At 59.0% G+C, this 24,084-nt stretch carries 19 protein-coding genes and 1 pseudogene; 10 read left to right on the top strand and 10 right to left on the bottom strand.

From position 1 onward, the window contains the following. The first annotated feature begins 119 nt into the window (after positions 1–119). Together MDHKLMBL_RS10585 and MDHKLMBL_RS10590 are read left to right on the top strand one after the other, a co-directional pair. Complete coding sequence (locus MDHKLMBL_RS10585) at positions 120–953, top strand: polyphosphate kinase 2 family protein (RefSeq protein ID WP_104270777.1); 834 nt, start codon at positions 120–122, stop codon at positions 951–953. Positions 954–970: 17 nt separating this feature from the next. Next, positions 971–2,242, top strand: a complete 1,272-nt coding sequence (locus MDHKLMBL_RS10590; protein ID WP_104270778.1) for a D-amino acid dehydrogenase — start codon at positions 971–973, stop codon at positions 2,240–2,242. 125 nt (positions 2,243–2,367) lie between these two features. Here MDHKLMBL_RS10590 and MDHKLMBL_RS10595 read toward each other — a convergent pair whose 3' ends face one another. Continuing rightward, a complete protein-coding gene (locus tag MDHKLMBL_RS10595; RefSeq protein ID WP_104270779.1) occupies positions 2,368–3,090 on the bottom strand; it encodes a tRNA/rRNA methyltransferase in 723 nt (240 codons plus the stop codon). Here MDHKLMBL_RS10595 and MDHKLMBL_RS10600 point away from each other — a divergent pair. Next, positions 3,089–4,363 (top strand): methyltransferase, encoded by a 1,275-nt coding sequence (locus MDHKLMBL_RS10600; RefSeq protein ID WP_104270780.1) that lies wholly within the window; start codon positions 3,089–3,091, stop codon positions 4,361–4,363. The genes MDHKLMBL_RS10595 and MDHKLMBL_RS10600 overlap by 2 nt on opposite strands. Here the strand turns inward: MDHKLMBL_RS10600 and MDHKLMBL_RS10605 are convergent. The 3 genes and pseudogenes from MDHKLMBL_RS10605 to MDHKLMBL_RS10615 all read right to left on the bottom strand — a co-directional run bounded on the left by MDHKLMBL_RS10605 (position 4,320) and on the right by MDHKLMBL_RS10615 (position 8,474). Continuing rightward, positions 4,320–4,799, bottom strand: a complete 480-nt coding sequence (locus MDHKLMBL_RS10605) for a DUF4124 domain-containing protein (protein WP_104270781.1) — start codon at positions 4,797–4,799, stop codon at positions 4,320–4,322. The genes MDHKLMBL_RS10600 and MDHKLMBL_RS10605 overlap by 44 nt on opposite strands. A 76-nt stretch (positions 4,800–4,875) precedes the next feature. Continuing rightward, on the bottom strand, positions 4,876–6,084 hold the full coding sequence (locus tag MDHKLMBL_RS10610; RefSeq protein ID WP_104270782.1) for an OmpA family protein: 1,209 nt from the start codon (positions 6,082–6,084) through the stop codon (positions 4,876–4,878). A 160-nt stretch (positions 6,085–6,244) separates the two neighbouring features. Next, positions 6,245–8,474: pseudogene (locus MDHKLMBL_RS10615) on the bottom strand (ATP-dependent helicase). Positions 8,475–8,512: 38 nt separating this feature from the next. On the opposite strand from MDHKLMBL_RS10615, the gene MDHKLMBL_RS10620 reads away from it, so the two are divergent. From MDHKLMBL_RS10620 to MDHKLMBL_RS10630, 3 genes are all read left to right on the top strand, one after another. Beyond that, entirely contained in the window at positions 8,513–8,890 is a 378-nt protein-coding gene (locus MDHKLMBL_RS10620; protein WP_008173000.1) for a DUF2237 family protein, read from the top strand. Beyond that, positions 8,890–11,046: a tRNA(Met) cytidine acetyltransferase TmcA gene (locus tag MDHKLMBL_RS10625; RefSeq protein ID WP_053113219.1), complete on the top strand. Its 2,157-nt coding sequence runs from the start codon at positions 8,890–8,892 to the stop codon at positions 11,044–11,046. Before MDHKLMBL_RS10620 ends, MDHKLMBL_RS10625 begins: the two co-directional genes overlap by 1 nt. An 82-nt stretch (positions 11,047–11,128) precedes the next feature. Continuing rightward, positions 11,129–11,626, top strand: coding sequence for an ankyrin repeat domain-containing protein (locus MDHKLMBL_RS10630; RefSeq protein WP_008172997.1), 498 nt, complete (start codon positions 11,129–11,131; stop codon positions 11,624–11,626). An 11-nt stretch (positions 11,627–11,637) separates the two neighbouring features. Here the strand turns inward: MDHKLMBL_RS10630 and MDHKLMBL_RS10635 are convergent, their stop codons facing one another. Beyond that, entirely contained in the window at positions 11,638–12,741 is a 1,104-nt protein-coding gene (locus tag MDHKLMBL_RS10635) for an enoyl-CoA hydratase/isomerase family protein (protein ID WP_104270783.1), read from the bottom strand. A 219-nt stretch (positions 12,742–12,960) separates the two neighbouring features. Between MDHKLMBL_RS10635 and MDHKLMBL_RS10640 the strand changes: the two genes are divergently transcribed. Then, entirely contained in the window at positions 12,961–13,296 is a 336-nt protein-coding gene (locus MDHKLMBL_RS10640) for a c-type cytochrome (RefSeq protein ID WP_053113218.1), read from the top strand. A 24-nt stretch (positions 13,297–13,320) separates the two neighbouring features. On the opposite strand, the gene ppnN is transcribed toward MDHKLMBL_RS10640, so the two are convergent. Next, complete coding sequence (gene ppnN, locus MDHKLMBL_RS10645) at positions 13,321–14,703, bottom strand: nucleotide 5'-monophosphate nucleosidase PpnN (RefSeq protein WP_014578587.1); 1,383 nt, start codon at positions 14,701–14,703, stop codon at positions 13,321–13,323. Between the two features lie 110 nt (positions 14,704–14,813). Between ppnN and thiI the strand changes: the two genes are divergently transcribed. Then, positions 14,814–16,268, top strand: coding sequence for a tRNA uracil 4-sulfurtransferase ThiI (gene thiI / locus MDHKLMBL_RS10650; RefSeq protein WP_092030558.1), 1,455 nt, complete (start codon positions 14,814–14,816; stop codon positions 16,266–16,268). Between the two features lie 4 nt (positions 16,269–16,272). On the opposite strand, the gene MDHKLMBL_RS10655 is transcribed toward thiI, so the two are convergent. Beyond that, complete coding sequence (locus MDHKLMBL_RS10655; RefSeq protein WP_008172990.1) at positions 16,273–17,286, bottom strand: histone deacetylase family protein; 1,014 nt, start codon at positions 17,284–17,286, stop codon at positions 16,273–16,275. 185 nt (positions 17,287–17,471) lie between these two features. On the opposite strand from MDHKLMBL_RS10655, the gene MDHKLMBL_RS10660 reads away from it, so the two are divergent. Both MDHKLMBL_RS10660 and uvrD read left to right on the top strand, forming a co-directional pair. After that, positions 17,472–18,923, top strand: a complete 1,452-nt coding sequence (locus MDHKLMBL_RS10660; RefSeq protein WP_008172988.1) for an NAD-dependent succinate-semialdehyde dehydrogenase — start codon at positions 17,472–17,474, stop codon at positions 18,921–18,923. Between the two features lie 240 nt (positions 18,924–19,163). Further along, complete coding sequence (uvrD, locus tag MDHKLMBL_RS10665; protein ID WP_104270784.1) at positions 19,164–21,329, top strand: DNA helicase II; 2,166 nt, start codon at positions 19,164–19,166, stop codon at positions 21,327–21,329. Positions 21,330–21,341: 12 nt separating this feature from the next. On the opposite strand, the gene MDHKLMBL_RS10670 is transcribed toward uvrD, so the two are convergent. The 3 genes from MDHKLMBL_RS10670 to arsH form a co-directional block, all read right to left on the bottom strand. Continuing rightward, a complete protein-coding gene (locus MDHKLMBL_RS10670) occupies positions 21,342–22,139 on the bottom strand; it encodes an undecaprenyl-diphosphate phosphatase (protein ID WP_053113215.1) in 798 nt (265 codons plus the stop codon). A 129-nt stretch (positions 22,140–22,268) separates the two neighbouring features. Next, complete coding sequence (gene arsB, locus MDHKLMBL_RS10675) at positions 22,269–23,339, bottom strand: ACR3 family arsenite efflux transporter (RefSeq protein WP_104270785.1); 1,071 nt, start codon at positions 23,337–23,339, stop codon at positions 22,269–22,271. Positions 23,340–23,349: 10 nt separating this feature from the next. Beyond that, a complete protein-coding gene (gene arsH / locus MDHKLMBL_RS10680) occupies positions 23,350–24,072 on the bottom strand; it encodes an arsenical resistance protein ArsH (protein ID WP_104270786.1) in 723 nt (240 codons plus the stop codon). Between the last annotated feature and the right edge of the window lie 12 nt (positions 24,073–24,084).

Below are 24,084 nucleotides of genomic sequence, written 5' to 3' on the forward strand. Positions count from 1 at the left end.
CTACACTCCATCGCAACCTGTATTCGGGCTGCTATTCTGTGAATTCAATCTCACAAGTTTACCAGTTTGTACGATTGTTGACCTGTATTACATTCATAGGGACTTGCACGGAGCATTGGATGAAATTGTCGGCGTTTGCCAGTTCTTTTCTCTACGACCCTGGAAAACCCAGATTCCGGGATTACCCGACTTTTCTGGATGGCGATGACACCACCCTGCCAGGGTTGGAAGCCAGTCTGGATCAGATCGGTGAATACCAGCGCCGGCTCTGGGCCAACCAGTCCAGGGCGGTTCTATTGGTTACCCACGGCCCGGACACCAGTGGAAAAGACAGCCTGATCCGTACTCTGGCAACCTACGCCGACCCCGCTGGTTTCCATGCCTGGTCGTTCAGCCGGCCCAGGGGCGCCGAAACCCGCCATGACTTTCTCTGGCGGGTAACGCCGTTTCTGCCCGGATTTGGCCAGATGGTCGCTTTCAACCGCAGCCATCATGAAGCGGTGATCGCCGAGCGGGTTTGGCCGGTCCACGCGCCTGAAAGCTACAACTGGCAAAACCGTTACCGCTCCATCCGGAACTTCGAGAATCATCTGGTGGAAGAGGGCACCACGGTGATCAAGATCTGGCTCAACCTGTCTGAGGATGAGCATCGCCAGAGGCTTCTCAAGCGTCTGGACAAGCCGCGCAAGCGCTGGAAGTTTGATCGGTCCGATATCGATGGCTGGGAAAAACGCAGGGAGTACGAAGCGTTTGCCGAGGAAGCCATTGCCGCGACCCATACAGAGCAGGCACCCTGGTTTATCGTGCCGGGAGATCGGAAGCCCCAGGCGCGCCCGATTGTCGCAGCCATACTGGCTGAGCAATTGCAGAATCTGGCGCCGGAATATCCGAAAGAAGATGAAAGCGTTTTGAAAGAGTACCGGCGTCTGCTGGCGAAAAGCGGCGTGAAATAAACACAGGGGAGGAATGCATGCACATTGCTGTTGTTGGTGGCGGCGTGGTGGGAATGACCACCGCCTATGAACTGAATCGCCGGGGCCACCAGGTGACGGTGCTGGAACGTCATTCAATGGCCGGCAACGAGACCAGCAAGGCCAACGCGGCCCAGCGATCCTATGGCGTGGTGTATCCCTGGGCCGATCCCGCGATTGTGTTCAAGGCCATCCCCTGGATCCTCAAGCAGGATGGCCCCCTGAAGCTACGCTTCCCGCCGTCTGTGGAAACACTCAAGTTCATGTTCGCCACGCTCCGTTACGCCTGGTCGCCAGGGCTGTTCGGGTTGAATCGCCGCGCCATGTTGCGCCTCGGTATCCACAGCCGGGAGCGATTCCTGGCGCTTGAGAAGGAGCTTGATCTGTCCTTCGATGGCGACCACCAGGGTCTCCTGCACCTGGCGAGCACACCGGAAGCGCTGGAAGGCTACCGGACGACCCATGAACTGCTGAACGAACTGGGTATCCCTTCCCGTTTGCTCACACCCGAACAGGTGCGCGACGCCGAGCCCGGCATGGTTGGCAATGGTCCGCTTTATGGCGCCCTGAGCTATGACACCGACGGAACCGGCGATTGTCACAAGTTTTCCCAGGAACTTGCTAAAGCCTGCCAGGCAAAGGGGATAGTGGTTCGTTACAACGTGGAAGCGGAAAAACTGATTGCCGATGACCAGAGGGTTAGCGCAATTTCAGTCAGAAACAGCGATGGAGTCATGGAAGCCCTGGAAGTGGATGCTGTGGTGATCAGCGCCGGCTGCTGGTCCAACCACCTGGTTCAGCCCCTGGGCCTCGAACTGCCCATCTATCCGGTAAAAGGTTACAGCCTGACGGTCCCCATGAAGGACCCGGAACGAGGCCCCGCTTCCACCATTCACGATGACAACTACAAAGTGGTTTCTACTCGTCTGGGCAATCGATTGCGCGCCACAGGGTTTGTCGAGCTAGCGGATTTCAATAGAGACATTCCGGAGGCGAGGCTGGCCACGATCCGAAAATCGGTGGAGTCCCGGTTCCCCGGCTGCGCCGATCTCGACGCCGCGGAAACCTGGAGCGGCTTCCGCCCCATGACCCCGGATGGCCCTGCGATTATCGGGCGAGGCCCCAGAGACAACCTCTACCTCAACACTGGCCACGGCACCTTCGGCTGGACCCTGTCCGCGGGCAGTGCCGATGTCATCGCCCAGGTAATCGAAGGCGAGGAGCCAGCCATATCTTTGGATGCCTTCCGCCCCGGAAGATTTCAGGAATAGTCCCAACAAACCGGTGCGTGCAAAAGGCTCGGGAGCAGGACGGATAGCCCTTCCGGGGATCGTCGAAAACATGGATGTTTTCGTCGAGCGTACATGGACGTATTCACAGCGTATCCCGGGAAGGGCTATTCGTCCTGTGAATACTCGGAATCGGAGCGCGACTGAGGGCCAAGTTTACGCTCAATATTCGAACACAGCGTATGAACAAACCCGATATCCCGATCAGACAACAAGGGCAAACGCTCGAAAACCCACTGGGACAGTTTTCCCTCAGGCGGTGTGTCCAGTTCCGGTAGCAAGGTTTCGAGTCGGCCGCGGAGTGCGCCAAGACGGTTTTCATCGGCAGGCTCAGGCTCGTTATTCATAGCTACCGATAGCCCGGACATTTCCCAGGCATAGAGCATCACCGACTGGGCAAGGTTCAGGGAGGGGTAGGTGACCTTCATGGGGATGCCGGTTAACAGATCGCAGAGAGCCAGCTCTTCATTGGACAGCCCGCGATCTTCCCGGCCAAACACCAGTGCTGCGGTTGCCACGGACGCACCCTTCGTGGCCAGAGCCTTCCGCAGATCTGAGGGGCCGTGCCAATCCTGGCGCTGATGCCGGGTCTTGGCGGAGGTGCCCATCAGCAGGTCTACGGAGTTTCTTACCGCAGCCAGATCGGGGAAAATGCGCGCATTGTCCAGGATATGGTCGCTGCCATGGGCCAGCCAGTGGGCTTCCGGGCGGGTGTGCAGATCGGAATTGACCAACCACAGCTCGCCGAAGCCCATGGTGCACAGCGCACGGGCAGCTGCACCGACGTTTTCCGGAACCTTGGGTTCAACAAGTACAAAGGCCAGTTGCATGACGTTACCTCCGGCGGCGAGTTTACACCACGGCGCGGAATCTTTTTACCAGCATTGGCAGCAGCTGAACGACTGGCTGGTACAGCATTCCGAGTTCTGGCAACCGGCGCCGTTCATGACGCCAGAGCCTGCCTGGGCGCGTCGTTATCCGGAACTGGGCACCATGCTGGCGGAACTAACCGATGGGGAATGCCAGCAACTGGATGGCAGCCCGGTTGAGTTGGCGGCTCGGGTTGCCCCATGGTTGCCGTCCCTCGACCGTTACGCCGACATGGTTCAACTGCCGGAGCTGTTGCCGGCACCCGAAAAGGCATCAGAGGCGACGCTCCCGGAAATCCGGGCCACGGATATGCCCGGTCGGAAACGCCTGCAGTCGGGCGCCTTTACGGCGGCACTGACACCGCTGGAACACCCCGCCCTGGACTGGTGTTGTGGTAAGGGCCATCTGTCCCGGACGCTGGCGCCGTTTTGCCCCAGTGAGATACAGGGTTTCGAGTGGAATCCGGAGCTGGTGCGCGATGGCAACCGACTGGCACAACAGTTCGGAGATCCAGTGTCGATCCGCTGCCAGGATGTCATGGCAGAGGATTTGTCGCTTCCCAGCCGTCACCACGGTGTTGCACTGCATGCTTGTGGCGATCTGCACCGACAGTTGCTGAAGCGGGGCAGTGAAGCCGGGTTGCCAAGATTGAGCGTCTCGCCCTGCTGCTACCACCTCACTGAGATGGAACACTATCGGCCGCTTTCACAGCGGGCGGCGGATCACCCAAAAGCGCTGCAGCCGAGCCGTAACGATCTTCGGCTTGCGGTTCAGGAAACCGTGACGGCACCGGCCCGGGTGAGGGAACAGACCCGCCTTGTCAGCCAGTGGCGCCTGGGATTTGATGGTCTGCAGCGGCAACTTCGTGGGTGTGATGAGTATCTGCCGGTTCCTTCGAATCCGCCCCGCCTTTTGAACGAAGGCTTTCCCGCCTTTTGCCGTTGGGCGGCGGCAAAAAAACAGCTGCGATTACCCGATACGCTGGACTTTGATCACTGGCAGGCGTTTGGCGAGCAACGGCTGGCCGAGGTTCGCCGCCATGAGCTGGTCAGGCATCTGTTCCGGCGTCCTCTGGAGCTCTGGATGGTGTTGGATTACGCGCTCTTTCTGGAAGAGCAGGGGTACAGGGTCAGGCTGGGGCATTTCTGCGATCGTTCACTGACACCCCGCAACCTGCTGCTTGATGCGGTCAGGGTTTCCGGTACTCAACCCGTTCAACACAGCCATCTCTGAAATACACATAGGTCAGCTCATAGAGCGCGCCATAATAGCGGGTCTGGTAGATCCAGACTTCCTGGGGGCTGGTGTAGGTTTCAGGAGGGTTGCCGAAAGCACGGCGCACGTTGTCCCGGGTCATGCCCCGCACCACCTGCTCGCGAACCAGATAACGACGCAAATCGGTGGAGTTGATAAAACGGCATGTGCCGGCCTCTTTTTCTTGTTCTGACTCTTTTGTCTGTTCTTCTGGATCAGGGGACTCCTGCACCGGGAGGTTCTGATTGAAACTGCCGCCAATGCGGTTATCCCGTAGCTCAAGCGATTCAGCATCCTCGCCGCAGGGCTGGTCCGAGAACACCGTATTGCCGTCTTTTTCGCAGCGAAAAACCTGGGACTGCGCCGGCACTGCCAGAACAGAGAGCGTGAAGATCATTGCCATGGCTCTGAGCATCGGTTCCTCGCATTTTTGCAGAAACAAAAAAGGCGCCCGAAGGCGCCTTTTCAAACCACTCAGGTAAAACCTTAAATTAACGGCGAACCTGAATGCGCGCTTCAACCCGGCGGTTGGCAGCTCGGCCGTCCGCTGTGTTGTTGGACGCGATCGGCTGATCCTCACCATAACCTACGGCTTCCACTCGTGCCGGATCAACACCCAGAGGCCCGGTCAGACGGCCGGCAACTGCTTCAGCGCGACGCTGCGACAGGAACTGGTTGTAGTCCGCGTCGCCGCGGCTGTCAGAGTGACCGGCAATCTCCACGATGGTTTCCGGATTTTCTTTCATGAAATCAGCAACACGACTGATTTCACTGTCGTAGGCGTTCCCAATCACAGAGCTGTTGGTCGGGAAATTCACTTCGATGGTGAAAGTCTGGATGGTCTCAACGACACCTTCACAGCCGGATGCATCCACGTCTGCGCCAGCGGTGGTGTCCGGGCACTGGTCTTTGCTATTGACCACGCCGTCGTTATCGCTATCCAGTTCACAACCACGGCTGTTAACTTCCGCGCCGCGCGGTGTGTCTGGGCACTGGTCACGACTGTCGGCCACGCCGTCGCGATCCGAATCCGGCTCGCAGCCATTGCTGTCAACGGTTGCGCCAGCCGGGGTGCCGGGGCACTGGTCCCGTGAATCCGGCACGCCATCACCATCTGCATCTGCCGGACGCGCAGGCGCCGGAGAGGCTTGCGCCACGGTGCGGGTAAACGCGAAACTAATGCCCAGAGAGACCTGAGTGTCGAAGGTGCTTTCATCAATGCCGTGGAATTCACGGAGGTCACCGCGCAGTGATACGGCGTCGCTGATGTTGTAACGGAAGCCGGTACCCACGTTCACTCGGGTTTCGTCATGGTTGCTGCCCGCAGTGCGAACGCCACTGTTGTCCGAACCAAAGTCTGCATGGCCTGCGCCCAGAGACACGTATGGGTTCCAGGCTTCGTCCGGCCCTGCAAAGTAGTAGGTACCGTCAACCCGAACTTCATCAAATTCCGATTCGCCCGGCACGTATTTGCGGTCTGCATCGGCACGTGAGTAAAGCGCCTCCACCGACCAATGAGGACGGAAGCGGTATTCCACACCAACGCCGAAGGTGCCGGTTTCGCTCAGATCGCGTTTGTCGTCAAACAGCTGAAAACCTGCAAACGGGTTGATGTAAACGGTTTCCTGACGATCGGCCATGGCCGGGGTTGCCAGGGTAGCGGCCAATACAGCCGCGGAAATCGGACGCATGACGTTCATGCAGAACCTCCTGTTCATTGTCGTTGTGGTACCGCACTTCCTCATGATAAGTGCTTGTATACCCGGAATTTAGGCCAGTAGGCCAAAAAAAACAAAAAAATGATACGGATTGTTACGTCCGCAATTGTACACAGTTGACCTTTACGACCCCGAGGTCGTTTCAGGCCAGAGCGGAAAAATACAGATGCGCGCTTTTTTTACTGAAGTTAAGCATCTCGCCGTTGTCGAAATGCACCTCGAAAGAATTCTCATCTTCGGCGACCACCGAGCCGGGACCAAAGATCGCGTGGCCAAGACGTTTTTGATGCCAGAGTGGTTCCGTTGAGTTTTCGAATGTTGCAGCCTGGCCCTCAAGGGTGACGCTCTCCCGGTCGGCGTAACGCTGGCTGACCGGTGTCAGGGGGGCAGTTAACCGAATGGTTGATGTTTCTGCCGGAGATCGATCATCCAGCCAGCGACCGAATTCCTCGGCAAGTTCAAAACAGCACTCTTCCACGAAACGGCTTGGGCCCAGATCGCCGTCCAGGTGCGGTTGCTTGCTGGCCGGTCGGGTGATCATGTGCAGCCGCTGGCGTGTGCGTGTCATGGCCACATACAGCAGCCGTCGCTCGCTTTCCAGAAATGCTCTGGCATTGTCCTGGGGGCGGGGGCTGTACGGCAGGTATTTCTCCTGCAGTCCGGGAATGATAACTGTCGGCCATTCCAGACCCTTGGTGCGGTGAATCGTTGAGAGAAGCACTCCACCCTGCTGTTTTTCACCTGCCTGCTGCTTGAGGGTTTTCAGGTGCTCCAGGGCGCCTTCAGCTGTGACATCAAGGCTTTTAAGGTACTGCCGGAATCCTTGTATCGTATCGATCCGTTCCTCGGCACTCTCATGCGTCAGCGCGAGGCTGCGGATGCCCTCGTAAAGATCAGTGTGCTCGGCATAGACACTGATCAGTCCTGCAACCGGGCCTCCGTAGCTGCGCAGTTGGGCAAGCACTTCGCCGAGTTTCCTGAGCTTGCGGGCGGCCATGGGCGCCAGCGCGTCGAAGTCCATCGCCAGCAGACGTTCGTGCCAGCTCCAGGCGATCCTCGTCCGGCAGGTTTTCCAGTTTCCCGGTCACCACCATCAGAAGGGCAGTGATCGCCTGAACTTCCCGGCTGAACAGCGCGCCTTTGCCGGCATCAATCCGGTAGGGAATCTGACGAGCCAGCAACTTCAGCTCGATAGGGACACTCTGACTCCAGACCCGGAACAGTATGGCCGTGCCTGCCAGAGCCGGTTCCGATTGGCCCTGAAGAATCTGCAGCACGGTATCGGCATCGCTTTCCGACCGATGCAGGGTGATCTCCGTGCCGGGCGTGGAAGCGTGGGAATGGCAAAGCACATCCTTGCGACCGGTGTTGTGACAGATCAGATGGTTGGCGAGCAAAGCGACGCGATGGCCGTACCGGAAGGTATAGCTGAGCGTCTGCTCGAGCGGGCTTTCGAACTCATCGCTGAACCGCTTGAGAATGAACTCGGGCTTTGCGCCCCGGAACTCGTAGATCGTCTGGTCCGGGTCGCCAACAACCGTCACCCGGGCCCGGTCTCCAGCCACGTAGCGCAGCAGCAGGTGCTGGATTTCATTGGTGTCCTGGTACTCATCTACCAGAATCAGATCCATCTTGTTGCCTACCAGCCGCTGCAAAGGCGGATTCTGGTGAATCGCCATCACCGGCTCGTACAGCATGTCGGCGTAGCTGATCCGTCCCTGGCTCTTACGCCACTGTTCAAAGCTGTGGAACAGGTCAATGAGGTATTTGTGCTTGTCCGAGTACCCCAGTTCCTCAAACACGATTTCCGCCGGCGACAGCGTTGTTTTTACCAGATCAATAAACCCCGTCGCCGTCTCGACAAAATCCTTCTTGTTGCGCCGGATTTCATCCGCCAGATCCTCCGGCGCCAGCCGTCGGGTCAACTGCCAGGCCTGGAAGCTGATCTCCTGCTCGGTCAGGATTTTGTCCGAAAACCCCGGCAGATAGCCCTCCCGAACAAACCTCTTGTACAACCTCAAGCCCATGGCGTGATACGTCCGTATCTCTGGCAGCGCCAGCCCGCTCCGGGCGCACACCTCCTGCAGCTTGCGCTCGAAATCCACCCGGGCGCTGCGGTTGAACATCAACACCAGCATCCGGTCCGGATCGTGGCCCTGTTCCAGCAGATACCGGATTCGCCAGGCCAGCGTCGACGTCTTGCCACTGCCGGCTACGGCGGTAATCACCGAATGCTCATAGCCCGCGGTGATAATCGCCCGCTGCTCATCGGTGAGGAAGTCCGGAAGGTTGGTGGTCTCAGGAATTTGGGGTTCGGTCGGCATGGCCGGTATTGTAACGGCCTGCTGGTAGAGCGGATACCGCTCCCGCATAATTGCGATCAAAACATGAGAGCGAAAGGGTCTTAAACATGGAAATGTCCGAATCGGTAAACGTACTTGGCGAAAAACTCGAAACCTGCGGCAAAGACCCGATCACCGGCTTTTACCGCGATGGCTGCTGCAACGTCGGCCCGGATGATTTTGGCCTGCACGCCGTCTGCGCCGTGGTAACCGACGAATTCCTCGAATTCTCCAAAGCCCAGGGCAACGACCTCAGCACCCCCAGGCCTGAATTCGGTTTCGAAGGCCTGAAAGCGGGCGATAGCTGGTGCCTGTGTGCCGGCCGCTGGCAGGAAGCCTTTGAAGCCGGCTGTGCCCCCAGGGTTCGACTGCGGGCCACCCATCGGGCTGCCCTTGAAAAATGCGCCCTGGACGACCTCAAGTCTCATGGTGCCGACCTTAGCTGATGAGCCATTCCGGACCCGATGCCAAAGCGGATCCGTCCGCATGGCGTGCCCTGCAGGACAGCCTCACCGCCAACGGTGAACGCCGACTGGTTCTGCTTGAGGGTGATCGGGAACAGAACCTCAGGTGGCTTTCCGGTCTGTTACCCGGGTTGGAAATACAGAGCGGCCTATGGACGGGACCAGCGGATCATAGCCCCGATACCCGGCTGACCCGGGTCACGCCTCCCGGGGCTCGAAAGTGGCTCGGGTGTGAAGTCTCGCTTATCGTCTGGGATGGCTGGCACGGCAATCCTCCGGATGCCTTTGCCGCGCTCTCGGGTGCGCTCACCGCTGGTGGCCTGCTGTTCTGGCTGATGCCGCCGCTGGCAGAGTGGTCCCGCTTTGCGGATCCCGATTACTCGAGAACCGGTCTGGAGCATGGTCCGAACCATCCGTTTGCTGCCCGCATGGCCGACCTGCTTGCCGACGATGATGCGGTCATCCGGGTGTCGCCCGACCGTCCGGAATCACGGCCGCCGGTTCCACCCCTGCCTGAGAAACGCTTTCGAATCGCCGCCACCCGGGATCAGGAACAATTGGTTCAGCGCCTCGTCCGTTTTGGCCTGGGCCGACGGCGCCGGCCGCTGGTAGTGACGGCGGACCGGGGCCGTGGCAAATCTGCGGCGATGGGCATGGCTGCAGCCGAATTGTTGCGCCAAGGCAGGCAGGACATCGTGGTTACCGCGCCCTCGGAGCAGAATGTGGAGACCCTCTTTCGCCACGCCCGTGAGTCTCTCGGGGACGAATTGGCCGAAGCCAGCCCGGGGATACTCGCCTCCCGAACCGGTGGCCGCCTGAGGTTTATGCCGGTGCGTGACTTGCTGGCTTTGCGGCCGGAAGCCGAAGTGGTCCTGGTGGATGAGGCAGCAGCGATTCCGGCGCCGCTGCTGAAATCGGTTCTGCTCGGCTGGCCGAGAGTGGCGTTCGCCACCACGGTTCATGGTTACGAAGGGGCTGGCCGGGGCTTTGCCATTCGTTTTCGACAGGTCCTTGATCAATCAACGCCCCAGTGGCAGTCGGTAACGTTGAGCGAGCCGGTACGCTGGTCCATGAACGATCCGCTGGAAGCCCTGATTAGCCGACTCTTTTTGCTGGAGGCCGACGGTGGTCGCTTGCCCGGTAAAACTGAATACAGCGCCGGCGAGCTGGTCATCGAACCCTGGGAGCCGGCAACGGCAAGTGACGAAGCTCTGTCCCGTGCCTTTGGGTTGCTGGTGGATGCCCATTACCGGACCAGCCCCGCTGATCTGAGGCAGTGGCTGGATGACCCGGCCGCCCGTAGCTGGCGCGCGCGAATTGGCGATCAGACGGTTGGTGTGCTCTGGTGCGCGCTCGAAGGTGGCCTTCCGGATGAGCTGGCACAGCAGGTCAGTCTGGGTACCCGGCGAATACGGGGCCATCTGCTGCCGCAATCGTTGGCCAGCCACAGCGGCTATCCCGAGGCCGCGGTCCTGCGGGGTCTGAGGGTTGTCCGCATTGCAGTATCAGACGAGGTCAGACGCGCGGGCATTGGCCAAAGCATGGTGCAGGCTGCCAGGGCGTATGCCGCCGAGCAGGATGTTGATTACCTCGGAACCAGCTTCGGTGGCAGCGCTGACCTGCTCGCGTTTTGGCAGACCTGCGGTCTGCATGTGGTCAGGGTTGGCTTGCAGCAGGAAGCATCCAGTGGCGAATACCCACTGCAGATGGTGGCCGGCTTTTCGCAGGCTGGTCGCGATCTGGAAGGGCGCATCCGCAACCGCCTGGCCGATCATTGGCTTACTCTCTTGCCCGGCAACTGGCAGGGGCTGGAGCCAACATTGCTGGCCGGGATAACCGCCGATCTGCCCACCGGGCCGACGCTGGACAAGGATGATTTGCGGGATCTCCGCAATTTCGCCAATGGGCATCGTGGCTTTCAGGTTACTGTCCCGGTATTGCGGAAGCTGAGTCAGGTGCCGGGGATCATGGCGTGGCTGAAAAGCCATGAGGCGCTTGCGGTCTGGTGCCAGGGTGTTCTTCAGGGGCGGCCCTGGTCCGCGCTGCAGGCGGACAGGCTTTGCCTGGGCCAGAGAGAAGGCGAAGATCGTCTGCGACAGGTGGTGCGTGATCTTTTGAAGGATGGCCCGGGTTTGTGACTCGCTCGATTTAATTTCCGCCGGTGTCTGCCCAGAATGGGCTCTCGTATCCTTTCAACGAGATCCACAGAGACTGTTTGTTATGGCCAAGGGAACCGGCGCCTTCCGTTTTTTGCTGATATTACTTCCGCTTGTTGTTTTCCTGTCCGCCTGCGCCTCCCCGAACCAACCGGTTGCTCTGAGCCCCGAGGCCCTGGCCGAGGCGGATGCACTGCTGGTTTCAGCCGCCGGGAATGGTGAAAAGCGGCGCGTGCAGCTGTTGTTGTCGGCCGGCGCCGATGTGAACACCAGTGACCAGTACGGGTATACCCCCGTGATGCGGGCGGCGGAAAACGGCCATCTGTCGGTGGTGAAGGTATTGGTGGCAGCCGGTGCCAACGTCAACGTGAGTCAGGGGGGCGAATCCCTGCTGATGAAAATCGTGGCCAACGGGGATTTGCTGACGGCGGAGAGGCTGGTGGCGGCCGGAGCCGACGTCAATTACGAGGCGAGCGATGGCCAAACGGCACTTGACGTTGCCCGCGCCACCAACAATCGGGATCTGGAAATGTTGCTGGTGCAGGCGGGCGCCGAGTTCTAGCGCCGACCGGCTTACTCCAGGCCCATCGGATCCGTCTCGTCATCCCACTCCGGGGTGAAATGAGCCGCAACCACGTCTTCCGGCACATCGGCCACGCTCGGGTAACTCCATTTTGGCTGACGGTCCTTGTCGATAGCCAGAGCCCGGATTCCCTCTGCCAGATCAGGCCGGCGGATGCATTCGGAAACCATCGCCAGTTCCATGCGGAAGGCGTCCTTCAGGGACATTTGCTGCGCTTTCTGTAACTGGGTCCAGACCAGCCATGCAGAGACCGGGCATCCGTTTCTGAGCGTGTTCATACACGCATGCCACCAGTCGCAGTCAACCTCCGCTGCAAGCAGTTGATCAACGATGTCCGGAAGTTCATCGCCGGCGCTCAGCCTGGCAATCCGCTGTTCGTGCCGGGCGAGGTGACTGGGTGGCAGTGTCCGGTAATCCGGTGTCTGGATCTGGTTGAGTAACCTGAACAGTCGATTGTCATCGGCGGCGGTTTGGCCGGTCCAGCGTTCCGAGGCCAGTCGGTCAAGCAGGCGATCCCGGTCCTCCGGCAGGATGGCCATGTCGGCGAGACCAACCCGCAGCGTATCGCTGACGTTCAAACGGGCGCCGGTCAGCCCCATGAACAGCCCCAGCCTTCCTGGCAGCCGTTTCAGAAACCAGCTGGCACCCACATCCGGAAACAGCCCGATCGTGATCTCGGGCATTGCCAGCGTGACATCGGGTGTAACCAGCCGATACCGGCAGCCTGAGAACACACCAAGACCGCCGCCCATCACCACGCCGTGGGCTATACCCAGCACCGGCTTTGGGAAGCGATGGATGTTGAAATCCATCCGGTATTCCCGGCTGAAAAACCGTACCGGTTTCTCCGGCTCTTGCCCATCGAGAATTGCATCATAGAGTTCGCGGATATCACCGCCGGCGCAAAAGGCTCTCTCACCGGCGCCCTGAATGACCACGATGCAGATTCGGTCATCATTGGCCCAGCGGTCCAGGATGTCCTGGATCTGCTCGATCATGTGTTCGGAAAGCGCGTTGAGAGTGCCCGGGGAGTTCAGTGTCAGAACACCCATGTGCCCTTCGCGGCATGCAAGTTCCTCGGCCTCTACAGACATTGGCGTTTTCTCCGGAGAATTAAATCAATCTTGGATACGGAATCGAACGTACTTTCACCCTAATAGCCAGAACAGGAAAGAGGACTAACGTCGAAAAGATGTCCTTGACCTATCGCATTTGAGGTTGCCCCGCTCTGTGCTATAAGTGCAAGTCAGTTTAGTGCCCGGCCTCCGAACCGGCCTTAAAATCTGGAAAATGACGATGAGAGGGTAATAACAATGAATCTGAAACACTACGCTGTTGCGGGAATTTTTGCGCTTGGCGCTGCTGTGCCTGCAGTAGTTTCTGCCGCAGATGCCGAAGCCGGCAAGGCCAAGGCGGCTGTCTGTGCTGCGTGCCATGGCCAGAATGGTCTTGCGCAAATTCCGACATACCCGAACCTGGCGGGCCAGAACGAGCAGTACCTGGTATCGGCCCTGAAGGCGTACAAGAACAAGCAACGCTCTGGCGGCCAGGCTGCGATTATGCAGGGGCAGGCTGCTGCCCTGAGTGACACTGATATCGCCAACCTCGCGGCCTACTACGCCAGTCTGCCGGCAGACGGCGGCAAGTAAGCCTTACCCTGTCAGCGAAGCGGCTCAGGCCGCTCCGCTGACGATGCGATAGCTCGGTCTGTAAGCCGAAGAACCCGGTAGTTTCATTCGGTTCTGGGTCACAAACTGCTCGAGCATGGCTTCGAGCGGTTTTATCAGAGTCGGGTCGCCTGCGATTTCGAATGGCCCCTTCTCCTGAACCTGTCGTATGCCACCCTCCTTGACGTTACCGGCAACAATGCCACTGAAGGCCTTGCGCAAATTCGCAGCGATAAGGTGCACAGGCTGGTCCCGGTGCAGCTCCAGCGCCCGCATGTTGTCGTGATTGGGCTCGAACGGCAGCTGGAACACCGGGTCGATCTTCAGCATCCAGTTGAAATAATAGGCATCCTGCATGGCGCGCCGGAACGTCTCGACCTCCTTCATCCCTTTTTTCATGGTCTGGGCCACGCGCACCGGATCGTCGATGATGATCTCGTATTTGCTCGCAGCCTCATCCCCGAGGGCGTTCCGGATGAACTTGTCGATCATCTCGAAGTATTCCGCGTTTTCCTGCCGGCCGGTAAATACCACCGGGAAGGGTAGATCCGCATTGTCCGGATGCAGCAGGATCCCGAGCAGGTAGAGAATTTCCTCGGCGGTGCCGACACCGCCCGGGAATACAATCACGCCGTGACCACAGCGGACGAACGCTTCCAGGCGCTTTTCAATGTCCGGCATGATGACCAGTTCATTGACGATAGGGTTTGGGGCTTCGGCGCCAATGATGCCGGGTTCTGTAATACCGATGTAGCGACCGTTCTTTACCCGCTGCTTGGCGTGGCCAATGGTGGCACCTTTCATGGGCCCTTTCATGGCACCCGGGCCACATCCGGTGCAGATGCTCAGGGCCCTGAGCCCCAACTGATGACCGACATCCTTGCTGTACTGGTATTCTTCATGTCCGATGGAGTGGCCACCCCAGCAGACCACGAGGTCTGGTTGTCTTCCCGCCTGCAGCACCCGGGCGTTGCGGAGAATGTGGAACACGTAATTGGTCAGGTCCTCCGGATCATCCCGGCGAAAACCGGCGGCTGTCTGAGGGATCGAATGCGAGTAGATAATGTCTCGTAAAACCGAGAACAGGTGCTCGCGGATCGCCCTCAGCATTTCGCCATCAACAAAGGCATGGCCGGGCGCATTGATCAGTTCCAGTTTGAGGCCCCGGGGCTGCGGTACCAGGCGGACATCAAAGTCGGCATGGGATTCCATCAATGCCTTGCAGTCGTCAGTCTCGATGCCCGTATTGAGAACCGCCAGCGCGCATTGGCGGAACAGCCGGTAAAGGCCGCCTTCGCTGCGGTCCTTGAGGCGGTTGACCTCATGATTGGAGAGAATTTCAAGGCTGCCCTCTGGTGAGACGAGGGCATTGATGGTGGTTTCCTGCATTAACGGTGAAACTCCTGGATGTTGCGGAAATGCCCGATTTTGAGGCACGCAGTCAAAAGGGTAGACTAAGGCCTTTCAGTACAATACGCCACCCGACAAAATTCCGATTTATGAAACTGCTTATTCGTCCCGCTCCGGAAGTTGCTATCAAGAGTAAACCCGTCCGTCGCCAGCAGATGCGTCATCTGCGCCAGAACATCCGAAAGCTGCTGGCGCGGCTTGATCCGGAGATTCGGGTTGAAGGCAGCTGGGACAGGGTGGACGTGGAGGTGCCAGACGGTCGTGGGTTGTCCGGGCCGGCCCTTGAGCTGCTTTTGCGCATACCGGGCATTTCCACGATCCAGGAAATCGGAGCGTTTCCATTTGTCAGTCTGGAAGACGTTGCCGAGAAGGCTGTTGAGGCCTTTGCGGACCGGTTGGCTGGCAAAACCTTTGCCGTCAGGGCCCGACGTCACGGTGAACACAGTTTCCGCTCTATTGATCTGGAGCGCACCGTGGGTGCCGCGCTTATGCAGGCATCGGGTGCCAGTGGGGTTGATCTGAAATCCCCACAGGTTGAGGTGCGGATTGAAGTCCAGGACGACCAGTTCCATATTGCCCATCGCAAGCACCGGGGGTTGGGCGGCTATCCGCTGGGCAGTGTCGAAAATGTGCTGACCCTGATTTCCGGGGGCTATGATTCTTCGGTGGCGGCTTACTTGATGATGCGAAGGGGTTTGCGCAATCACTTCCTGTTTTTCAACCTCGGAGGCACGGCTCACGAGGTTGGTGTGCGCCAGGTGGTGCACTACCTGTGGGATCGCTACGGTGCCTCCCACAGTGCCAAGTTTATCTCGGTGCCCTTCGAGGGTGTTGTCGCTGAAATCATGCGTTCGGTGAGTCACCGTCACTGGGGCGTGGTGCTCAAGCGTCAGATGCTGATGGCGGCAGCAGAGATTGCCCGCAAGAACAACGCCTCGGGGGTGGTGACAGGAGATGCCGTGGCCCAGGTGTCCAGCCAGACCCTGAGCAACCTCAATGTGGTGGATCGGGCCAGTGACGAGGTGGTCCTGCGCCCATTGGTGTCCATGGACAAGGAATCCATTATCCGCATCGCCAGGGAGATTGGTACCGAAGTCTACGCCTGCAACATGCCGGAATACTGTGGTGTGATTTCCCAGAAGCCGGCCACTCGTGCCAAGTTACACCGGGTAGAGGAAGATGAATCCCGGATGGATGCTTCCGTGCTTGCAAGCGCAATCGAGGCCCGGGAAGAAACGCCGGTCAATCGGTTGCTGGAAACGACCGTGACCCCTGAGGAAGTGGAAATGGTGCAGACGCCCTCCGTGGATGACGTGATTATTGATGTCCGCCACCCTTCCGAGGGGGAGCAGTCACCGCTGAAACTGACTAACAACGAAATTCTGCAGATTCCGTTCTACGAGCTGAATCAACAGCTGCCGGAGTTGCCGGCCAACCGGCAGTATCTCCTGTATTGCGATCGCGGCACCATGAGCCGCATGCATGCGGGGCACCTCAGGGCCGAGGGGCACGAAAACGTAAAGGTTTACGCGCCCGCGGCCTGAAATATCAGCCGGCCAGGCCTTTGAAGAACTGCTGGACGTTCTCGCTCAGGGCGTCCAGGTCATATCCGCCTTCCTGCACCACCAGAGTAGGCAGTCCCAGCTGGCGCACATGGGTGCTGAGCCTGCAGAAACCTTCCGATGATACCGATACCTTGGCCTGGGGATCGTTCTTGTAGATGTCGAACCCGAGGGCGAGGATTATGGCGTCCGGCTGGAACAGCTTGATCGCTGCAAGGGCGTCGTCCAGTTTCGCGAAGAAGTCATCTTCCGAGGAACCATGGGGCATCGGCATGTTGATGTTGTAGCCAAAACCTTCCCCTTCACCACGTTCGTTCTCGAAGCCGCTGACTACCGGGTAGAAGTTGGTGGTATCGCCGTGGATGGAGATGTACAGCACATCGCTGCGATCGTAGAAAATCTCCTGGATACCCTGGCCGTGGTGCATGTCGGTATCCAGGATAACGATTTTCGGGAACCGTGCCTTCATATGCTCGGCAGCAATTGCGGCGTTGTTGAGGTAACAGAAACCACCGGCGGCATCCCGGCGGGCATGGTGCCCAGGCGGACGGCACACGGCGTACGACGTTCTGTCGCCGGCGATCAGTGCATCAGCCGCACCCAACGCGCTCTGGGCAGACCAGTACGCGGCATGCCAAGTGTGTTCGCCAATCGGACAGCTGCCATCAGCCTGATAGCGGGCCGCCTCTGCGAGAATGCCAGTCAGGTGATTCGGGGAACGGACGAAAATATTCGAAATAACCTCATCGCCCCAGTCATCCATCTGCTTCCAGCGCCGATGCGCAGATTCAAGAAAGCGCAGGTAGCCCAGATCGTGGACTTTTGAAATCGGCCCCGCGCCCTGGTCTGCTGGCTGCAGCACAGAGATGCCCAGTTCCCTGAGTCCGCCCAGCATTTCACCAGTGCGGGCAGGAATTTCCTGGGGCTGGCGCATCTGTCCCCGGGTAAAGTAGGTCTGTGGAACATGCTCATCCTGTGCGGGATGGAAAAATGCCTTCATTGTTCGGTCTCCTGGGTGGCTGATCCCCCGAGTATAGGCACACTCAGGCGATGATCAAAAGCCTGCCCTTGACTTTACAGGTTGGGATACAACATCCACTATGAAAGACATAAAACACTGACGCAACCAGATTACCTTTACTGCGCCCCACTCGGGGCGGAGCCAATCACAGAAGAGGAGCCGAGATGATCGAGTCACCCCTGCTGGAAAAGCTGACCGGCTATATCGGTGGTCGCTGGACTGACAATGAACATGGCAACACCTTCGATGTCTATAACCCGGCAACGGGTAAGGTGATCGCCCAGGTCGCATCCATGTCGGAAGACGAAGTGAACGCCGCCGTTGCCTCCGGCAAGTCGGCACTGCGACTGACCAGTCCCTACAGCATCGAGACCCGCCGGAAGTGGCTGGAAGACATCCGGGATGCGCTCAAGGCCAACAAGGAGGAAGTCGGTCGGATCCTGTGCATGGAGCATGGCAAGCCGCTGCAGGAGGCCCAGGGCGAAGTGGATTACGCCGCCGGGTTCTTCGATTACTGCTCCAAGCACATCCAGGCCCTGGATGCCCATACCATTCCGGAAAAGCCAAAAGACTGCACCTGGACCGTTCACTACCGGCCCATTGGCGTCACCGGCCTGATCACGCCCTGGAACTTCCCAATTGGCATGATCGCGAAGAAGCTCTCCGCTGCGCTGGCGGCAGGCTGCCCCTCGGTGATCAAACCGGCCAGTGAAACCCCGCTGACCATGATTGCCTTGTTCAGCCTGATGGATAAGCACACCGACATACCTGACGGCATGGTGAACCTGGTGATGGGTAAAGCCAGTGTGATCGGCAAGGTTCTCTGTGAGAGCCCCGACGTGCCCATGCTCAGCTTTACCGGTTCCACCGAAGTGGGCCGTAAGCTGATTGTCGACACCGCAGATCAGGTCAAGAAACTGGCCCTCGAGCTGGGCGGCAACGCACCGTTCATCGTCTTCGACGACGCCGATCTGGACGCTGCGGCGGATAACCTCATCGCCAACAAATTCCGTGGTGGTGGCCAGACCTGTGTTTGTGCCAACCGGATTTTCGTGCATGAGAAAGTGGCCGATGCCTTCGGTGAAAAGCTTGCCGAGCGTGTTAACAAGATGACCGTCGGTGACGGCATCAACGGCGACGTGGATCTTGGCCCCCTGATCAACCAGGCTGGCTACGACAAGGTCAAACGCCACGTACAGGACGCCCTTGAAAAAGGCGCTACCCTGGTTGCCGGCAAGAAACCGGAAGATCTGGGTAACGACCTGTTCTTCCCGCCGACCGTCGTGCACGGCGTAAACCGGGATATGTACTGCTACCAGGAAGAAACCTTCGGCCCGCTGGTGCCCATGGCCCTGTTCCGCACGGAAGAGGAAGTCATCGAAGCCGGTAACGACACCGAGTTCGGTCTCGCCTCCTACGTGTTCACCAACGATGCCGAACGCGCCCAGCGCGTGGCTGCTGGCCTTCGTTTCGGCCACTGCGGCTGGAACACCGGCACCGGCCCGACACCGGAAGCGCCGTTTGGTGGCATGAAAGCCTCTGGTATTGGTCGTGAAGGCGGCCTGGAAGGTCTGTTCGAGTTTGTTGAAGCGCAGACTGTACCAAGGGGTTTTTAACAGAGAAGCCATCTCCAAAGCGAGATAAGCGCGGGGGCGGGGCTCTGTTCAGGACTGTCTGTGGCCAGGGATGGCCACAGCCAAGCGCACATGGATGTGCTCGTAGCGTGTCCTGAACAGAGCCCCGCCCTCGTGCTTTTCCCCTCAAGAAAAGGGCTAACCCAAGCCCAAAAGAAATCCCGCATTTCTCCTGTTATACTCTCAGACCTGTTTATTTAACCAGTAGCGAACCGATTCTTTATGGACGTCTCCCACATCATCGATCCGTTGAACGATGCCCAGCGTGAAGCTGTTACCGCTCAGAACGATCACCTTTTGGTTCTGGCAGGTGCAGGAAGTGGTAAAACCCGTGTTCTGGTGCACCGGATCGCCTGGTTGATGACCGTGGATCGGGTGCCGCCCACTGGCATCCTGGCGGTTACGTTTACCAACAAGGCCGCCAAGGAGATGCGTTACCGCATTGAGCAGATGATGGACATTCCGGCTCGCGGCCTCTGGTTTGGCACCTTTCATGGCATCGCGCACCGTCTGTTGCGCTCGCACTGGAAAGACGCTGGCTTGCCGGAGAACTTCCAGGTTCTGGACAGTGACGACCAGCTGCGGCTGATCAAGCGGGTGATGCGGGAAAACCAGATTGATGAGAGCAAGTGGCCGCCGAAGCAGGCCCAGTGGTTTATCAGTAGCCAGAAGGACGAAGGGCTGCGGGCGGATCATATCCAGGAGAATCCGGGCGACCATTTCCTGTCGATCATGCTGAAGATCTATCGCCAGTACGAAAAACTCTGCCAGCAGGGTGGTCTGGTGGATTTTGGCGAGTTGTTGCTGCGATCCCATGAACTGTGGCTGCATCGTCCGGAGCTGCTGGCCCATTACCAGAGCCGGTTCCAGCATATCCTGGTGGACGAGTTTCAGGACACCAACACCATTCAATACGCCTGGCTGCAGGTGCTGGCCAGCAATCGCGTGCCAATGACGGTGGTGGGGGACGACGATCAGTCTATCTACGGCTGGCGGGGCGCCAAGGTCGAAAACATCCAGCAGTACCAGCGGGATTTCCCCAATGCCCGGTTGGTGCGTCTGGAGCAGAATTACCGCTCCACCCAGATGATCCTGAAGGCGGCCAACGCGGTGATCGCCAACAACCAGGGCCGGCTGGGCAAGGAGCTCTGGACCGACGGTCCGGAAGGCGAACCGATCAGCCTTTACGCGGCGTTCAACGAACAGGACGAAGCCAACTACATTGCCGACAGCATTTCCGCCTGGGTGCAGGACGGCAATCTGCGCAGTGAATCCGCGATTCTCTATCGCTCCAACGCCCAGTCCCGGGTGCTGGAAGAATCGCTGATGCGCCAGGGGATCCCATATCGGGTCTATGGAGGTCTGCGTTTCTATGACCGCCAGGAAATCCGAAACGCCCTGGCGTACCTGAGGCTGGTCCAGTATCGTCGCGACGATGCGGCATTTGAGCGAGTGGTGAATGTGCCGCCCCGCGGCATTGGCGCAAAGAGCCTCGCGGAGCTTCGGGAATACGCCACCGAGCAAAGCATCTCCTTGTGGGAATCCGCCGAGCGGCTGCTGGACGCCGGGCAGGTGAAAGGCCGGGCCAAAACCGGCCTGCAGTCTTTCATTGCCATCATCGAAGGCCTCTCCGAAATGGTCGGCGATGCGTCATTGCATGGCCTGATGAAGCAGACCATCGAAAACAGCGGCTTGAAGGATTATCACGCCAGCGAAAAAGGCGAGAAAGGCCAGGCCCGGGTGGAAAACCTCGAGGAACTGGTGAATGCCCTGTCTGATTACGAAGTGGAGGATGGCGTCGACGCGCTGTCGGAATTCATTGCCCAGGCGGCTCTGGATGCCGGTGAATCTCAGGCCGAAGACCATGAAGATAGTGTTCAGTTGATGACATTGCACTCCGCCAAGGGCCTGGAATTCCCACTCGTGTTCCTGGCCGGCGTGGAAGAGGGTCTGTTCCCCCACGGCATGTCCCTGGAAGAGCCGGGTCGCATGGAAGAGGAGCGCCGACTGGCCTACGTGGGCATAACCCGGGCCATGAAGAAGCTGGTACTCACTTACGCCGAATCCCGGCGTTTGTACGGTCAGGAAAAGTTCAACGCGTTGTCCCGGTTTGTGCGGGAGATTCCGGGCGACTGTCTGCAGGAAGTGCGGCTGCGAAATACCGTCACCCGTCCGGCCATGGTCGAGCGTCCGAATGAGAGCATGTTCAGCCAGGATTCGGCGCAGCAATCAGGCTTCAGCCTGGGGCAACGGGTACGCCATCCCAAGTTTGGCGAGGGTATCGTGATGAATTCGGAGGGCACCGGGCACCATACTCGGGTGCAGGTGAATTTTGATGAGGGCGCCAAGTGGCTGGTTCTGGCGTATGCGCCTCTAGAGGCCTGCTAATTGTAAGCAGGCCTACATCAGAACTGCGTAAATCACACCCGCCAGAACAATCCGATAGATAACATACGGCCACATGCCTACCTTGTTGAGCCACTTCAGGAAGAAGTGGATCGCGGTAATGGCCATAAGGAACGAAGTCACCCCGCCAATCAGAAAACCACTCCAGTCGACGATCACATCCGAAGTTGCTACTTCCAGCAGTTTCACCGCCGATGCCAGCACGATGATGGGAATTGCCAACAGGAATGAGAACCTGGAGGCGGTTTCGCGGGTCATGCCCAGGAACAGGCCGGCGGTGATGGTTACGCCGGAACGGGAGGTGCCGGGGACGAGGGCCATGGCCTGGGCAATGCCTACCAGGACGGCGTCTTTCCAGTTCAGTTTGTCGAGGGTGCGCTGACGTTTGGGCAGCCAGTCTGCAAGGCCGAGGAGCAGGCCGAAGAACAGGGTGGTGAAGACGATGACTTCCACCGCCCGGAGTTCATTGTCGATCATATCCAGCAACGCCAGGCCGGCCAGGCCCGCAGGGATGGTGCCGATGACGAGGTACCAGGCCAGGGCGCCCTGGCCAACGATTTTGCGGCGGCTGACGGAAATCAGACCGTCCCGGGCAATACCAAAAACATCCCTTCGGAAATAGAGCACAACCGCCAGTAAGGTCCCGACGTGCACCGACAGGTCGAAGCCTACGCCCTGATCGGTCCAGCCGAACAGCGCCGGGGTGAGGATCAGGTGAGCGGAGCTGGAGATGGGCAGGAATTCGGTCAGTCCCTGGAGAAGGCCAAGGAAAAGGGCCTGGAAAACGTCCATTGCGTGGATTCCGTCAGAGTCAGTGCGTCAGAAATGTGGCCGCGATATTAGCAGGGTGACGGTGAGCTGAACAGGTAATGCGAGTGAGGTCAGCGCCGTGACCAAAAGCCCGGCGCTGGCCGCCGCGATTTATGCCGGGAACCGATCCCGGGTCTTGTTGGCGATGCGAACGAGCACCAGCATCAGAGGTACCTCCACCAGAACCCCGACGACGGTTGCCAGCGCTGCGCCGGATTGCAGGCCGAACAATGCGATGGCCGCAGCCACGGCCAGTTCGAAGAAGTTGCTGGCCCCAATCATGGCGCCAGGCGCTGCGATACAGTGGCGTACTTTCCACAGCCTCGCCCAGCCATAGGCCAGGAAGAAAATCAGGAAGGTCTGAACAATCAGCGGCACGGCAATCAGCACGATATGCAGGGGATTGTTCAGGATTACCTCGCCCTGGAAGGCGAACAGCAGCACCAGAGTGACGATCAGCGCCGCCGGGGTGACCGGGCTGAGCCGCTTCATAAAGACATCGTCGTACCACTGCTGACCGTGGCGCGAAATCAGGGCGCGGCGGGTCAGGTAGCCGGCTGTTAGCGGAATCACGATATACAGGACGACCGACAGCAGCACGGTATCCCAGGGCACCTGGATGTCGGAAATGCCCAGCAAGAAAACAACAATCGGCGCGAAGGCAAACAGCATGATGATGTCGTTCAGGGATACCTGCACCAGAGTGTAGGCGGCATCGCCTTTGGTCAGGAAACTCCAGACGAACACCATGGCGGTGCAGGGCGCTGCACCCAACAGGATCGCCCCGGCCAGGTACTCGCTGGCCAGTCCCGGCGCGATCCATGGCTCGAACACCACCATCAGAAAAAACCAGGCAATGGCAAACATGGTGAAGGGCTTGATCAGCCAGTTGACGATGGTAGTGATCGCCAGGCCTTTCGGTTCTTTCCGTACACCGACCACCGCACTGAAATCAATCTGCGCCATCATCGGGAAAATCATCGCCCAGATCAGAATGGCGATGGGGATGGAGACCTGCGCGTATTCGAAGCGGGACAGAGTCTCGGGCACTACGGGCGCGAACTGGCCCAGTGCTACGCCGGCAATGATGGCCAGAGCCACCCACACCGACAGGTACCTGCCGAACAGATCCATGCCTTCGCCGGAGCCTTCCGCCTGGGTGATTTCGGTATTGCTGCTCATTGCCTTTCCCTCACATGGACCGCTGGTTGACGCGCTTGGAGACTTCTTCTGCACTTTCCACCCGCTCCGAATACCGGTCGGTCAGGTAGTCACTCCGGTCCCGGATCAGCAGAGTGAATTTCACCAGCTCCTCCATAACATCGACGATGCGATTGTAATAGGGCGAGGGTTTCATGCGGTCGTTGTCGTCAAACTCCATAAACGCCTTGGGCACCGAGGACTGGTTGGGGATAGTGACCATCCGCATCCAGCGACCCAGCACCCGCAGCTGATTGACCGCATTGAAGGACTGGGAGCCGCCACAGACCTGCATTACGGCCAGGGTCTTGCCCTGGGTGGGGCGCATGCCGCCAATGGAAAGGGGAATCCAGTCAATCTGGGTTTTCATGATGCCAGTCATGGCGCCGTGACGCTCTGGTGAACACCACACCATGCCTTCAGACCACTGGGCCAGATCCCGCAACTCCTGCACCTTGGGGTGAGAGGCATCTTCTGCATCGGCCAGAGGCAGCCCCCGTGGATTAAATACCCGGGTTTCCGCGCCCATGGCTTCGAGCAATCGGGCAGCCTCTTCAACGGCCAGCCGACTGAACGAGCGTTCCCGCAATGAGCCATACAGCAACAGAATTCGCGGCGGATGTGACGACGGCTTTGCGCTGAATAGTTGGTCCGCTATTGGGGTGTTGAACGATTCCGGATCGACGTTGGGGAGGTCCTGGTCCTGGGTGCTCATTTTTTTGCCGGA

Origin of the sequence: Marinobacter flavimaris, assembly GCF_002933295.1 — a bacterium.
Taxonomy (GTDB): Bacteria; Pseudomonadota; Gammaproteobacteria; order Pseudomonadales; family Oleiphilaceae; genus Marinobacter; species Marinobacter flavimaris.